This is a genomic window from Microbacterium sp. GCM10027623 (assembly GCF_042666935.1).
Lineage (GTDB): Bacteria > Actinomycetota > Actinomycetes > Actinomycetales > Microbacteriaceae > Microbacterium.
In genome coordinates this window covers 512,945-527,427 of record NZ_JBHTHE010000002.1, presented here as the reverse complement: position 1 = coordinate 527,427, position 14,483 = coordinate 512,945, and the positions used below count along the sequence as shown (strand labels likewise).

Here is a 14,483-nt window from a genome sequence, read left to right as displayed (position 1 = left end):
CGGCGTGAGCCGGCCGGCTCCTGTTCAGGACCAGGGGCGATCCGATCCGGTGCCGATCAGCCGCGAGAGGGCGTCCTCCACCTCGGCGACACGGTCAGCACCGACCAGGGATTCCCACTGGCCACGCAGCTCATCGAACACGGCCTCACCCTCGTTCATGAGCGCGTACCCGCGCGCAGTGACCGTCAGCAGGGTGCGCCGCCCGTCAGCCGGATCAGGGCTGCTCGTCACGTAGTTGCCATCCTGCAGGAAGGCGACCGTCTTGGCCGCCGCCTGCTTGGTGACCGAGGTGCGGCGACCGACCTCCGACACCGAGGAGGCCCCCGCCTCGATCGCCCGCAGAGCGAAGTCGTGCGCCGGCCGAACGCCCGGATATCCCCGCTCGCCGAGGCGCTCGTGCGCTTCCTCCGACAGGTGCCGGAAGCCGCCGAGCAGCAGCAGCGCCAGATCCGCTCCACTTCGGGACATGTGTCGATCATATCGACAACCAGGTTGTTCATCGGATAAAACTATGACAACCTGGTTGTCTAATTCATCGACGTCGACAGGAGACACTCATGACAACCCGCGCAACCATCCCCGGCATCCGACATGACCTGACCGAGGTGAACGGCACCCGCCTGCACCACGTCACCGCAGGCGATCACGGGTCACCCGTCCTCCTCGTGCACGGCTTCCCGGAGACCTGGTGGGCCTTCCGCCATCTCATCCCGCTGCTCGCCGCCCACCATCGCGTCCACGCGGTCGATCTGCGGGGATTCGGTGACTCCGACGTCGCCGGCGCGGACCACTCCAGCGCGATCGCCGCGGAGGATCTGCACGCGCTGATCGAGCACCTGGCGATCGGGCCCGTACACGTGGTGGGTCAGGACCTCAGCGGCTCTGCGGTCTTCCGGCTCGCCGCCGAACACCCGGAGGATGTGATCGACCTCACGGTGATCGAATCCGGACTGGCGGGCTTCGGTGCAGAGGTTCTCGCGGATGTCACTCGGGGCGGAGCGTGGTACATCGGCGCCCTGGCGACCCCCCGCGTCGCCGAACTGCTGTTCGAGAGTCGCGCCGGCGCCTTCATCGGTGAGCACCTCTACCCGCTCTACGGCGTCGGACCCTCGGCAGTGAGCCGGCAGGACGTCACCGAGTACGCCCGCACCTACGGCCGCGCCGGCGGCTTCTCGGGCGCGGCGGCCCTGTACCGCGCGATGCTCACCGAGGGGGACGACCTGCGCGCCCTCGCCGCGCGCGCGCCGCTGCGTGGAAAAGTGACGACGCTCGGCTCCAGCGGCGGCGGGTTCACCCACAGCGCGTTCCGCAGCGTGAGCGTCCTGGAGCCGACTCCGATCTCCATGGACGGAGTCGGACACTACGTCGCGCAGGAGGCCCCGCAGGCGCTCGCGGACACCCTCCTGGAGGTGTTCGCGTCAGCTCCTCCTCTGAGGTGAGCCAGCCGGCTCAGTGCTCGAAGCCCTCGGCGATCAGCTCGACGAGCTCCTCGCGCTCCTCCACCGGGAGGAACGCCGCGGATGCCGCGTTGAACTGGAATGTCTCGAGATCGTCGAGGTCGTAGTCGAACGCGTCGACCAGCAGGGCCAGCTCCCGGGTGAGGGACGTCGCGCTCATGGTGCGGTTGTCGGCGTTCACGGTGACCGCGAAGCCCAGCTGGTGCAGCAGATCGAACGGGTGATCCGCCGCCTCCTCGCCCCATTGCGCGATCGCCCCGGTCTGCAGGTTCGAGCTGGGGGCGAGTTCCAGCGGGATCTCGCGGTCGCGCACCCAGCGCGCCAGGTCGCCGAACTGCACCTGCACCTCGTCGCCCTCCCGCTCGACGATCTGCAGGTCTTCGGCGATGCGCACGCCATGGCCCAGACGCAGGGCGCGCCCGTCCAGCAGCGCCGAGCGGATGGATGCGGGTCCCGCCGCCTCGCCCGCATGCACGGTGACCGGAAGGAACTCGGACGCCAGGTAGTCGAACGCCTCACGGTGCTGCGAGGCGGGGTGGCCGTCCTCGGGACCGGCGATGTCGAAGCCGACGACGCCGCGCTCCCGGTTCGCGACGGCCAGCCGGGCGATGTCCAGGGAACTGCCGGTGTGCCGCAGGGCGGAGAGGATCTGGGAGACGCGGATGCCGCGCCCGGCGGTCTCCGCGTCGTCCTCGCCCTCCTCGATGCCGCGCTGGACGGCGGCCACGGCGCGGTCCGGGCTCAGCCCGCCGGCGACATGCTGCTCGGGCGCCCAGCGCACCTCGCCGTAGATCACGCCGTCCGCCGCCAGATCGGCGACGTACTCGCGCGCGATGCGCGTGAGCGCCGCCTCGGTCTGCATGACCGCGGTGACCAGCTCGAACGTCTTCAGATAGGCGGGCAGCGACCCCGTGCCGCACTGCTGGGCGAACCAGCGGCGCAGCCCCCCGGCATCCTTCGCCGGCGCGTCGACGCCGGCGGTGCGGGCGAGCTCGAGGATGGTCTCCGGGCGCACCGCGCCGTCGAGGTGGTCGTGCAGCGAGACCTTGGGCAGTCCGCGCAGCGAGACGCCCTGCACGGTCTTGTCGCCGTTCTGATCGATGGTCATGGGTTCTCCGTGGGTTCTGGGTCGGACGCCGGGTGCCGGTCGGGCACTCTCAGGCGGTGATGCGCTCGCGCACGATGGGCGTCGCAGCAGGAGGGGTCTGGCCGACCTCGTACGCGCCGTCCAGAGCCTGCAGGGCACGGGCGAAGCGGGCGTCGTCGTCGGCGGACAGTGTGAACAGCGGCTGGCCCGCGCTCACCCGGTCACCAGGTTTGACCGCCAGATCGATGCCCGCCGCGTGGATCACCGGATCCTCGGCGCGTGCACGGCCCGCGCCGAGACGCCAGGCGGCGATGCCGAACGGCAGCGCGTCCATGCGGGTCACCACGCCGTCGACGGCCGAGCGGACGGTGTGCGTCTCGCGAGGTGCGGGCAGCTCGGCATCCGGATCGCCGTCCTGGGCGCGGATCATCGCCTTCCACGAGTCCATGGCGCGGCCGTCGTCCAGTGCCGCTTCCACGTCGGCATCCCGCTGTCCGGCGAGCGCGAGCATCTCGCGGGCGAGGGCGACGGTGAGCTCGCGCACGTCGGCCGGCCCGCCCCCGGCGAGGACCTCGACCGACTCGCGCACCTCGTTCGCGTTGCCGATCGCGCGTCCCAGCGGCACGTTCATGTCGGTCAGCAGCGCGGTGGTGGCCACTCCCGAGTCGGTGCCGAGCGCGACCATCGTGCGCGCCAGCTCCCGGGCGCGGTCGATGTCCTGCATGAAGGCGCCGTTGCCGAACTTGACGTCCAGCACGAGGGCGTCGGTGCCCTCGGCGATCTTCTTGGACATGATGCTCGAGGCGATCAGCGGGATCGCCTCGACGGTGCCGGTGACGTCCCGCAAGGCGTAGAGCTTCTTGTCGGCAGGAGCGAGCCCCGAACCGGCGGCGCAGATGACCGCGCCGACATCGCCCTGCATCTGCGCGAACATCTCCTCGTTCGACAGCGCCGCACGCCAGCCCGGAATCGATTCGAGCTTGTCCAGGGTGCCGCCGGTGTGCCCCAGTCCCCGGCCGCTGAGCTGCGGGACGGCGACACCGAAGACCGCGACCAGCGGCGCCAGCGGCAGCGTGATCTTGTCGCCCACGCCGCCCGTGGAGTGCTTGTCCACGGTGCGCTTGCCCAGCGCGGTGAAGCTCATCCGCTCACCGGTCGCGATCATCGCGTCGGTCATCACCCGGATCTCGTCGCGCTCCATCCCCCGCTGGAAGATCGCCATCGCGAAGGACGCCATCTGCGCGTCCGAGACGTAACCGCGCGTGTAGGCATCGATCATCCAGCGCAGAGCCGCTTCGCCGACCGCACCGCCATCCCGCTTCGCGCGGATGACGTCGACGGCGTCGAACGGCTCGATCGCGGCGCTCATCGGACGATCTCCAGATCGGCGGGGCCGAACCGATCGGGCAGCACCTCGTCGATCGTGCGGATGCCGGACACGGTCTCCAGCAGCATCTCCGGACTCGCGTGCTCGCTCAGCAGCTGACGACAGCGGCCGCAGGGCATGATCGTCTCCCCGTCGTTGTTCACGCAGACGAACGCCACCAGGCGTCCGCCGCCGGACATGTGCAGGTCGCCGACGAGCGCGCACTCCGCGCACAGCGTCACCCCGTAGGAGGCGTTCTCCACGTTGCATCCCGCGACGATCCTGCCGTCGTCGACGAGCGCCGCAGCGCCCACCCGGTACCGCGAGTACGGCGCGTAGGCCTTCTTCATCGCGTCGGTGGCGACCTGGCGCAGGTCGTCCCAGTCGATGTCCGTCATCTCTCTCCTGTTGCTCGGTGGATGCTGGCCTAGGCCTTGATGTACGGCTCGCCGTCAGCGGCCGGCGGGCGGGAGCGTCCGACGAGGCCCGCCACGGCGAAGATCGTCACGACGTACGGCAGCATCAGCATGAACTGGCTGGGCACCGGCGATCCGATGACGCTGAGCACGCTCTGCAGGTTGGTCGCGAAACCGAACAGCAGCGCCGCGAGAGTCGCCTTGATGGGATCCCATTTTCCGAAGATCACCGCCGCCAGCGCGATGAAGCCCGCCCCGGCGGTCATCTCCGGATTGAACCGCGGCACCGACACCAGCGTGTAGAACGCCCCGCCCATGCCGGCGATGGCACCGGCGATGAGCACGTTCATGTAGCGCGTGCGGGCCACGTTGATGCCGACCGTGTCTGCCGCCTGAGGATGCTCGCCCACCGCGCGCATGCGCAGACCCCACCGGGTGCGGTACATCCCGTACCAGACGACGAAGACGATGACGTACATCAGGTACACGACGATGGTCTGGCGGAACAGGATGGGACCGATCACCGGGATCTCGCTGAGTCCGGGGATGGCCAGCCGCTGAAACGGCTCGACGGTGTTCATCGTCGCCTGGTTCGGTGCGAGCACCTGGCGGAACAGGAAGGTCGTGATGCCGATGACCAGCACGTTCAGCACGACGCCGACGATGACCTGATCCACGTAGTAGGTGATGGCGAAGACGGCCAGCACGAGTGCCACCAGCACACCGGCGACCATCGCCGCCACCAGCCCGGCCCACGGCGTGCCGGTGAGCGAGGCGACGATCGCCGCGCTGAAGGCGCCCGCGAGCAGCTGCGCCTCGATCGCGATGTTGACCACGCCGGCTCGCTCCCCGATGACACCGCCGAGGGCGCCGAAGATCAGCGGCGTCGCCAGCGCCAGGGCGCCGCTGAGCAGACTGATCATGGGCAGCGTGCCGCTGCTGCCGGCCGCCGCCCAGGCGAGGAAGCCGAAGATCAGCGCGATGGCATAGAGGGCGATGAGCCACAGCGGCGTGGTGCGGTGCCGGGCGGCGAGCACGAACGAGACGACCGCGATGATCGCGCCGATCAGCACGCACAGCAGCGCGGTGGCCGTGCCGGGCACGACGATGTCGGGGACGTGGATGGCGTCGGATCCCGCGGCGAAGCGGAAGGTCGCGTCGCCGGAGCGCGGCACCAGCAGCGGCAGCAGCGCCACCAGCACGGTGACCACCGCGAGGATGATCGGCGTCTTCCAGGAGACGACGGCGATGGTCCGGGGCCGGGCCTCGAGGGTCTGGGCGCTCATGCCTGCACCTCCTTCTTCGCGGCGCGGCGCTGTCGCCGGGACGGACGGCCGGGCTGCGGCACGCCGAACATCGCCCGCACCAGCGGAGGAGCGGCGATGAACAGCACGATGAGCGACTGGACGACGAGCACGATCTCGATCGGCACGCCCTGCGAGGCCTGCATGGTGAAGCCGCCGGTCTTGAACGCGCCGAACAGGAGCCCGGCGAACAGGATTCCGATCGGCCGCGAGCGGCCCAGCAGTGCCACGGTGATGGCGTCGAAGCCGATGCCCGCGTCGATGCCGCCGCTGAAGCCCTTGGGCTCGGTTCCGAGCGCCTGGCTGACTCCGGCGAGGCCCACCAGGGCGCCGGCGATGATCATCACGACGAAGTACATGCGTCCGACCGAGATGCCCGCCGTGCGCGCGGCCGCGGGGTTCTCCCCCACCGCGCGGAACCGGAAGCCGAGGCTGGACCGCTCCAGCAGCCACCAGGTGACGGCGACGGCGATCAGGGCGAACAGGAAGCCGAGGTGCAGCTTGTACATCGGACCGAGGATCGGCGGCAGCACGGCGCTGTCGGCCATCGCGGCCGTCTTCGGGTTGCTGGAGCCGGGGGCCTGCAGGATGCCCTGGGTGGCGAGCATCCACGCCAGCAGGTAGAACGCGATGTGATTGAGCATGATCGTGACGATCACCTCATGCGCACCGGTGCGGGCTTTCAGGAGTCCGGCGATGCCGCCCCAGATCGCTCCCGCGATGACGCCGGCGAGAAGGGCCACCAGCATGTGCAGCGGGAACGGCAGGTCCCAGGTGGTCGCGACGTATCCTGCCGCTGCGGCGGCCATCAGCATCTGCCCCTGACCGCCGATGTTGAACAGGCCGGCGCGGAACGCCAGACCGACGCCGAGGCCGGCTGCGATCAGTGGCGTCGCGAACTTGAGGGTCTCGGTGAACGGACGGATTCCGATGGCGAACGAGTCCGCGTTGAAGTTGTAGATCGAGCCGCGGAACAACGCCGCGTACGCGCCGCCGACCGCACTGCCGATGGCGCCGAACGTGTCACCGGGACGCTGGAAGAAGTAGCCGGCCGCGGTCTGCACATCCGGATCCGTCAGGGCGATCAGGATCGATCCGACGATGACCGCGGCGATGACGGCCAGCAGCGAGACGAGCGCGCTGCCGGCGGCGACACGGTTCCATGCCTCGCGCCAGCGCGAGGGCTCCGGCGTCGCGGGCACGGGGGGCACGGGGGCCTGCGTCTGCGCGGCGGTCATGCCTGCACTCCTTCGTTCACGGTGCCGGCCTCGTTGACGGCGCCGGCCATCATCAGACCGAGCTGCTCGCGCGGGGTGTCGCCGGGCACGATGCCGACGATCCTGCCCCGGTACATCACCAGGATCCGATCGGCGAGGGCGGTGACCTCGTCGAGCTCGGTGGAGATCACGATCACCGGCACGCCGGAGTCGCGGGTCTCGATGACCCTCTTGTGGATGAACTCGATCGATCCGACGTCCACGCCGCGCGTGGGCTGGGCCGCGACGAACAGCGACAGGTCGCGGCTGAGCTCGCGCGCCAGCACCACCTTCTGCTGGTTGCCGCCCGACAGGCGCCCGGCGGGCTGGGACGGGCCCTGGGTGCGGATGTCGAACTCGGTGATCTTCTCCCGCGCGAACTGATCCAGCACCCCCAGCTGCAGCGCGCCCGCCCTCACGAAGGGCGCTCCACCGGAGCGATCCAGCATGAGGTTCTCCGCGATGGAGAACTCCTTCACCAGTCCGTCCACCCCGCGGTCCTCCGGCACGAAGCCGACGCCGGCATCGAGGATGTGGCGCACGCTGCGTCCGACCAGCTCCTGACCGTTGAGCCGGATGCTGCCGCGCACCCGGTCCTGCAGGCCCAGGAGCGCCTCGGTGAGCTCGGTCTGGCCGTTGCCCTGAACGCCCGCGATCGCCAGCACCTCGCCGCCGCGCACCTCGAAGGACGCGTCGTCGACGAGCACTGTTCCTGTGGCATCCGTCACGGTGAGCCCGTCCACGACGAGAGCGTTGTCCGTGAACTGCGGCGCGCCCTTGTGCACGGTCAGCTCGACGGCGCGTCCCACCATCAGGGAGGCGAGTTCGGTGTTCGACGCCGTCGGCTGGGCTTCGCCGACGACCTTCCCCAGGCGGATGACGGTGATCCGGTCCGCGACCTCGCGCACCTCCCGCAGCTTGTGGGTGATGAAGACGATCGCGGTGCCCTGTTCCTTGAGCCGGCGCATCGTCGCCATCAGCTCGTCGGTCTCCTGCGGGGTGAGCACGGCCGTCGGCTCGTCGAAGACGAGGATGTTCGCGTCGCGCGAGAGGGCCTTGATGATCTCGACACGCTGCTGCACGCCGACGGGGAGGTCCTCGACCACGGCATCCGGGTCGACGTCGAACCCGAAGCGATCGGAGATCTCGGTCACCAGGCGCCGTGCCGCGGCCAGATCGAGCCGGCCGCCGAACGAGGTCTTCTCGTGGCCGAGCATCACGTTCTCGGCGACGGTGAAGACCGGCACCAGCATGAAGTGCTGGTGCACCATGCCGATCCCCGCGTTCATCGCGTCGCCGGGTCCGTCGAAGTGCTGCACCACGTCGTCGATGAGGATCTGTCCCTCGTCGGCCTGGTACAGCCCGTACAGCACGTTCATCAGCGTGGACTTGCCGGCGCCGTTCTCCCCCAGCAGGGAGTGGATCTCCCCGGGGTTGACGACCAGATCGATGTGATCGTTGGCCGTCAGTGCGCCGAACCTCTTCGTTATGCCGCGCAGCTCGAGCTTCATGTGTTCGATCCTATTCGTGACATGTCGCCCGCGCCGGGGGTCGCCCGGGCAGACGACAGCGGGGAGGCCGAAGCCCGGCCTCCCCGCTGCGATTCGCCTCAGTCGAGGTAGGACGTGACGGTGATCTTGCCGTCGATGATGTCCTTCTTGATCTGGTCGAGCTTCTTCACGAGCTCGCCGTCGACCTTGCTCTCGAAGTTGTGCAGCGGCGCGATGCCGACGCCGCCGTTCTCGAGCGTGCCGATGTAGGGCTCGCCGCTGAACTCGCCGTCGGCGGCGGACATGACGGCCTCGTAGGTCGACTTGTCCATCTCCTTCAGCACCGAGGTCAGCACGTAGTCCGCGGTGGTCGGGTCGGTGTTGAACAGGTCGGCGTCAGCACCGATCAGCGCGATGTCCTTGCCGGAGTCCTTGATGGCCTGCAGGCCGGACTGGTAGATCGGACCGCCGACGGGCAGGAGCACGTCCACGCCCTGGTCGATGATGTTCGTCGCGACGGTCTTGGCATCCTGGTTGGCTTCGAAGCCGCCCGTGAAGTTGCCGGTCTTGCCGTCCCAGCCGACCACGGCGACGCTCGTGCCGTTCTCCTCGTTGTAGTAGTCGACGCCCTGCTTGAAGCCGTCCATGAAGATCGTGACGGTCGGGAACTCCATGCCGCCGAAGGTGCCCACCTTGCCGGTCTTCGAGTAGCCGGCCGACAGGTATCCGGCCATGAACGCGGCCTCTGCGGTGTCGTACAGCAGCGGTTTGACGTTGTCGGGCTTGGCGTCGCCGCCGGCGTCGTCGATGAGGATGAAGTCGGTGTCGGGGTTGGCGTTCGCCGCCTCGACCGTCGCGGCCGACAGGGCGAAGCCCACCGTGACGATGGCGTTGCAGCCCTCGGAGACCATGTTCTCCACGTTGGGCCCGTACTCGGTCTCGGCGTTGGACTCGGCGTCTTTGATCTTCACGCCGATCTCCTCGGCGGCCTTGTTGGCGCCTTCGAAGGACAGCTGGTTGAACGACTTGTCGTCGAAGCCGCCGGCGTCCGAGACGATGCAGGTCTGGAAGTCGGCCGCGGGCTTGTCGGAGCCGCCGCTGCCGGGCTTCTCGGTCGTCGGCGCCTGGCCGCAGCCGGCGAGCGCGAGGATGACACCGGCGGCGATGGTCGCGCCGAGCACCTTCTTGGTCGTAGAGATGGGCACTGTTTGCCTCCCCATGAGATCGTTCCCGCGGACATCGCGGATCGATCCAAGTTACCCAGGGTTACGATCCTGCGCATCTTCCGGCCGGTCGTCCTGGCGAATGGTTACAATTCCGCAATCCGAACCGGGCGTTCCGCTTGGCCGACGGCTACGAGTGGGGTCAGAGCACGTCGCCGCGACCGGTGAGCTTGAGCGACTCCACGACGCCCTTCACCCGCTGGGCGTGCTCGACGGTGGTGACCAGCAGCGCGTCCTCGGTGTCCACCACGACGATGTCCTTCACCCCGACGAGGCTGATCACCCGGGACGTCTGACTGACCAGGATCCCGCTGGCGGCATCCGAGAGAACCCGGGCCTTCGGGCCGAGCACGGCGAGGTCGTTCTTGCGTCCGCCGTTGATGAGCTTGGTGAGCGAGGCGAAGTCGCCCACGTCGTCCCAGTCGAAGTGGCCGGGGATCACCGCGAGCCGTCCGCGCTCGGCGGCGGGCTCGGCCACCGCGTAGTCGATCGCGATCTTCTTCAGCTGCGGCCAGATGCGATCGACCGCCGGCCCTCGGAGCTCCCGGTCGTCCCACGCCTCCGCCAGCTCGAGCAGACCGGCGTGCAGCTCGGGCTCGTTGGCCGCGAGCTCTTCCAGCAGCACGCTCGCCCTGGCGATGAACATGCCGGCGTTCCACAGGTAGTCCCGGCTGGCGACGTACTCCCTGGCCGTGTCGAGGTCGGGCTTCTCCACGAAGCGCTCCACGAGCGTGGCCTCCGGGGCCCCCTCCACCACGATCTCGCCGGCGCGCTTGATGTAGCCGAATCCGACCGAGGGCTCCGTGGGCGGGATGCCGATCGTCACGATGTAGCCCTGACGCGCCACCTGCACCGCCTGCTGCACGGCCCACTCGAACACCTGCGTTCCGCGGATGACGTGGTCGGCGCTGAAGGAGCCGATGATCACGTCCGGGTTCCGGCGGTGCAGGATCGCCGCCGCGAGGCCGATAGCCGCCGCGGACTCGCGCGGCTCGGACTCCAGGAAGACGTTGGCGTCCGGGATGCCGGGCAGCTGCCCCTCCACCGCTGCGCGGTGCGCGCGGCCGGTGACGACGGCGATGCGATCGGCGCCCGCGAGAGGCTCCAGCCGATCCCAGGTGTCCCGCAGCAGCGAGTGCCCGGACCCGGTCAGGTCGTGCAGGAACTTCGGCGCGTCGGCCCGCGACAGCGGCCACAGCCTGCTGCCGATGCCGCCGGCCGGGATCACCGCGTGGAAATCGTCGATACGCCCCATGGCTCCAACCTATCCGCAACCGCCGGCGACGTCGGGGGTGCTAAGGGTCCCCTTCGTCGCACCCAGCGTTCTGACAGGAATAGGATGGACGAGGTCGGGCGTGCCCGGATGCACGGACCCGACGTCACATCGAGCAGGGAGGACGACGTGTCCACGAGCACACGCTTGACACCGTCGGTTTCGGAGACGACTTCCAAGTCTCCACGGGGCACCCTCTATCGGGGTCGTGAAGGCATGTGGTCCTGGGTGCTGCACCGCATCACCGGGGTGGCGATCTTCTTCTTCCTCCTGGTGCACATCCTCGACACGGCGCTGATCCGCGTCTCCCCCGAGGCGTACGACGCCGTCATCGGCACGTACAAGAACCCGATCATGGCGTTCGGCGAGGTCGTCCTGGTGGCCGGTATCGCGTTCCACGCCATGAACGGGCTGCGCATCATCCTGGTCGACTTCTGGTCCAAGGGTGCGAAGTACCAGCGCCAGCTGTTCTGGATCGTCCTCGGCGTGTGGGCCGTGATCATGCTCGGCTTCGCCCCGCGTCACCTGATGCTCGCTCTCGGAGGGGGTCACTGATGACCACGCAGACCGTCGCACCCGTCGCCCGCCGTCAGCGCGGCGTCAACCTCGAGAAGTGGGGCTGGCTGTTCATGCGCGGATCGGGCGTCGTGCTCGTCGTGCTGATCTTCGGCCACCTCTTCGTCAACCTGATGCTCGACGAGGGCATCCACGCGCTCGACTTCGGGTTCGTGGCGGGCAAGTTCGCCAACCCGTTCTGGCAGTGGTGGGACGTGCTGATGCTGTGGCTCGCACTCATCCACGGCGCCAACGGCATGCGCACGATCGTGAACGACTACGTCACGCATGCGACCGCGCGCAAGGCGCTCGTCTGGGCCCTGGGTCTCGCAGCCGCGCTCCTGATCATCCTGGGCACCCTGGTGGTGTTCACGTTCGACCCGTGCGCGGGCGTCTTCGAGGACGGCGCGCTCTGGGACACCTGCCAGGCCCTGGGCAAGTAAGACGAAGAAGGCAGAACACACAGTGACTACTCCTCAGACCTCAGACTCCGTCGTGCGCGACGGCGTGCACTACCACGAGTTCGACATCGTCATCGTCGGCGCCGGCGGCGCCGGGATGCGCGCGGCGATCGAGGCGGGTCCGCACGCGCGGACCGCGGTGATCTCGAAGCTGTACCCGACCCGCTCGCACACCGGTGCGGCGCAGGGCGGCATGGCCGCCGCCCTCGCGAACGTCGAGGAGGACAACTGGGAGTGGCACACCTACGACACCGTCAAGGGCGGTGACTACCTGGTCGACCAGGATGCCGCGGAGATCCTGGCCAAGGAGGCCATCGACGCGGTCATCGACCTGGAGAACATGGGTCTGCCGTTCAACCGCACCCCGGAGGGGAAGATCGACCAGCGCCGCTTCGGCGGACACACCTCTGAGCACGGCAAGGCCGCGGTGCGCCGCGCCTGCTATGCCGCGGACCGCACTGGCCACATGATCCTGCAGACGCTGTTCCAGAACTGCGTCAAGCTCGGCATCAACTTCTTCAACGAGTTCTACGTGCTCGACCTCATCACGGTCAAGGACGAGTCGGGCGCGACGCAGGTGGCGGGCGTGGTCGCCTACGACCTGGCCACCGCCGAGCTGCACGTCTTCCACTCGAAGGCGGTCGTGTTCGCCACCGGCGGCTTCGGCAAGATCTTCAAGACGACCTCGAACGCCCACACCCTCACCGGCGACGGCGTCGGCATCCTGTGGCGCAAGGGCCTGCCGCTCGAGGACCTGGAGTTCTTCCAGTTCCACCCGACGGGACTCGCCGGTCTCGGCATCCTCCTCACCGAGGGGGCACGAGGCGAGGGTGCGATCCTGCGCAACGCCTCGGGCGAGCGCTTCATGGAGCGCTACGCGCCCACCATCAAGGACCTCGCTCCGCGCGACATCGTCGCCCGCAGCATGGTGCAGGAGGTGCTGGAGGGCCGCGGCGCGGGTCCGCACAAGGACTACGTCCTGCTGGACTGCACGCATCTCGGCGCCGAGGTGCTCGAGACGAAGCTTCCCGACATCACCGAGTTCGCGCGCACCTATCTGGGCGTGGACCCGGTCGTCGAACCGGTGCCCGTGATGCCGACCGCGCACTACGCGATGGGCGGCATCCCGACGAACACCGACGCCGAGGTGCTGCAGAGCAACACCGACATCGTGCCCGGTCTGTATGCAGCGGGCGAGTGCGCCTGCGTGTCGGTGCACGGCTCCAACCGTCTGGGCACGAACTCGCTCCTGGACATCAACGTGTTCGGCAAGCGCGCCGGCCGCAACGCGGTCGAGTACGTCAAGACCGCCGAGTTCGTGCCGATGCCGGAAGACCCCGCCGGTTTCGTGCGGGACATGGTCGAGGGCCTGCGCACCAACCAGGGCACCGAACGCATCGCCGTGCTGCGCAAGAAGCTGCAGGACGAGATGGACAAGGGCGCCCAGGTGTTCCGCACGCACGAATCGCTCGAGCACGTGCTGGGCGTCATCAAGGAACTGCGCGAGCGCTACCGGAACGTCCACGTCGACGACAAGGGCAAGCGGTTCAACACGGATCTGCTGGAGGCCGTCGAGCTGGGCTTCCTGCTCGACATCGCCGAGGTCGTCGTCTACGCGGCTCAGAACCGCGAGGAGAGCCGCGGGGGTCACATGCGCGACGACTTCCCGAACCGCGACGACGAGAACTACATGAAGCACACGATGGCGTATCTGACCGGCGACCCGCATTCGTCGACGCCTGCCGATCACATCCGTCTGGACTGGAAGCCCGTGGTCTTCACCAAGCATGAGAACGGCGAGCTCAAGTACCCGCCACTGGAGAGGAAGTACTGACCATGTCGAACGCCGTCGCAGAGGCACCCGTGAACGATTCCGGTGTGCAGTCCTTCCTCGTCACCTTCATCATCCGACGCTTCGATCCGGAACTGGACGCGGAGCCGCGCTGGGTGGATTACGACGTCGAGCTGTTCGCGACCGACCGCGTGCTCGATGCACTGCACAAGATCAAGTGGGAGGTCGACGGTTCGCTGAGCTTCCGCCGCTCCTGCGCCCACGGCATCTGCGGTTCGGATGCCATGCGCATCAACGGACGCAACCGACTGGCCTGCAAGACGCTGATCAAGGACCTCGACATCTCGAAGCCGATCTACGTCGAGGCGATCAAGGGACTTCCCCTCGAGAAGGACCTGATCGTGGACATGGAGCCCTTCTTCGCCTCCTACCGCGAGGTGCAGCCGTTCCTCATCGCGAACTCCACGCCGGAGAAGGGCAAGGAGCGGGTGCAGTCCATCGCCGACCGCGCGATCTTCGACGACACCACCAAGTGCATCCTGTGCGCCGCGTGCACCTCGTCGTGCCCCGTGTTCTGGACCGACGGGCAATACTTCGGCCCGGCGGCCATCGTCAACGCGCACCGCTTCATCTTCGACTCGCGCGATGACGCGGCCGATGTGCGTCTGGACATCCTCAACGACAAGGAGGGCGTGTGGCGCTGCCGCACGACCTTCAACTGCACGGAGGCGTGCCCGCGCGGCATCGAGGTCACCAAGGCCATCGCCGAGGTCAAGCAGGCCGTCCTCCGCGGCGGCCGCTGA

14 protein-coding genes are annotated in these 14,483 nt (G+C 68.5%); 5 read left to right on the top strand and 9 right to left on the bottom strand.

What is annotated here, in order from left to right:
* Window positions 1-24 precede the first annotated feature (24 nt).
* A complete protein-coding gene (locus tag ACFQY2_RS09845; RefSeq protein WP_378745598.1) occupies window positions 25-468 on the bottom strand; it encodes a MarR family winged helix-turn-helix transcriptional regulator in 444 nt (147 codons plus the stop codon).
* 89 nt (window positions 469-557) lie between these two features.
* On the opposite strand from ACFQY2_RS09845, the gene ACFQY2_RS09840 reads away from it, so the two are divergent.
* The gene (locus ACFQY2_RS09840) at window positions 558-1,439 is read left to right on the top strand and encodes an alpha/beta fold hydrolase (RefSeq protein WP_378745597.1); all 882 of its coding nucleotides are present in this window, start codon (window positions 558-560) and stop codon (window positions 1,437-1,439) included.
* A 10-nt stretch (window positions 1,440-1,449) separates the two neighbouring features.
* Here ACFQY2_RS09840 and ACFQY2_RS09835 read toward each other — a convergent pair whose 3' ends face one another.
* The 8 genes from ACFQY2_RS09835 to ACFQY2_RS09800 form a co-directional block, all read right to left on the bottom strand.
* Window positions 1,450-2,565, bottom strand: coding sequence for an adenosine deaminase (locus tag ACFQY2_RS09835; protein ID WP_378745596.1), 1,116 nt, complete (start codon window positions 2,563-2,565; stop codon window positions 1,450-1,452).
* Between the two features lie 49 nt (window positions 2,566-2,614).
* Window positions 2,615-3,913, bottom strand: coding sequence for a thymidine phosphorylase (locus tag ACFQY2_RS09830; RefSeq protein ID WP_378745595.1), 1,299 nt, complete (start codon window positions 3,911-3,913; stop codon window positions 2,615-2,617).
* Window positions 3,910-4,308 carry a cytidine deaminase gene (locus ACFQY2_RS09825; RefSeq protein ID WP_378745594.1) on the bottom strand — a complete coding sequence of 133 codons (399 nt, stop codon included), beginning with the start codon at window positions 4,306-4,308 and terminating at the stop codon, window positions 3,910-3,912. The genes ACFQY2_RS09830 and ACFQY2_RS09825 overlap by 4 nt, the downstream gene beginning before the upstream one ends.
* A 29-nt stretch (window positions 4,309-4,337) precedes the next feature.
* A complete protein-coding gene (locus tag ACFQY2_RS09820; RefSeq protein ID WP_378745593.1) occupies window positions 4,338-5,612 on the bottom strand; it encodes an ABC transporter permease in 1,275 nt (424 codons plus the stop codon).
* Window positions 5,609-6,868, bottom strand: coding sequence for an ABC transporter permease (locus ACFQY2_RS09815; RefSeq protein ID WP_378745592.1), 1,260 nt, complete (start codon window positions 6,866-6,868; stop codon window positions 5,609-5,611). Before ACFQY2_RS09815 ends, ACFQY2_RS09820 begins: the two co-directional genes overlap by 4 nt.
* Window positions 6,865-8,397: an ABC transporter ATP-binding protein gene (locus ACFQY2_RS09810; protein WP_378745591.1), complete on the bottom strand. Its 1,533-nt coding sequence runs from the start codon at window positions 8,395-8,397 to the stop codon at window positions 6,865-6,867. The genes ACFQY2_RS09815 and ACFQY2_RS09810 overlap by 4 nt, the downstream gene beginning before the upstream one ends.
* A gap of 98 nt (window positions 8,398-8,495) precedes the next feature.
* On the bottom strand, window positions 8,496-9,581 hold the full coding sequence (locus tag ACFQY2_RS09805) for a BMP family protein (RefSeq protein WP_378745590.1): 1,086 nt from the start codon (window positions 9,579-9,581) through the stop codon (window positions 8,496-8,498).
* 160 nt (window positions 9,582-9,741) lie between these two features.
* Entirely contained in the window at window positions 9,742-10,854 is a 1,113-nt protein-coding gene (locus ACFQY2_RS09800) for a mannose-1-phosphate guanylyltransferase (RefSeq protein WP_378745589.1), read from the bottom strand.
* Window positions 10,855-11,019: 165 nt separating this feature from the next.
* Between ACFQY2_RS09800 and sdhC the strand changes: the two genes are divergently transcribed.
* Genes sdhC through ACFQY2_RS09780 form a run of 4 tightly spaced genes read left to right on the top strand, consistent with a single transcriptional unit; the run spans window position 11,020 to window position 14,483 of the window.
* Window positions 11,020-11,427 (top strand): succinate dehydrogenase, cytochrome b556 subunit, encoded by a 408-nt coding sequence (gene sdhC / locus ACFQY2_RS09795; protein WP_378746153.1) that lies wholly within the window; start codon window positions 11,020-11,022, stop codon window positions 11,425-11,427.
* Complete coding sequence (locus tag ACFQY2_RS09790; protein ID WP_378745588.1) at window positions 11,427-11,870, top strand: succinate dehydrogenase hydrophobic membrane anchor subunit; 444 nt, start codon at window positions 11,427-11,429, stop codon at window positions 11,868-11,870. The genes sdhC and ACFQY2_RS09790 overlap by 1 nt, the downstream gene beginning before the upstream one ends.
* A 22-nt stretch (window positions 11,871-11,892) precedes the next feature.
* Entirely contained in the window at window positions 11,893-13,722 is a 1,830-nt protein-coding gene (gene sdhA, locus ACFQY2_RS09785; RefSeq protein WP_378745587.1) for a succinate dehydrogenase flavoprotein subunit, read from the top strand.
* A 2-nt stretch (window positions 13,723-13,724) separates the two neighbouring features.
* Entirely contained in the window at window positions 13,725-14,483 is a 759-nt protein-coding gene (locus ACFQY2_RS09780) for a succinate dehydrogenase iron-sulfur subunit (RefSeq protein WP_378745586.1), read from the top strand.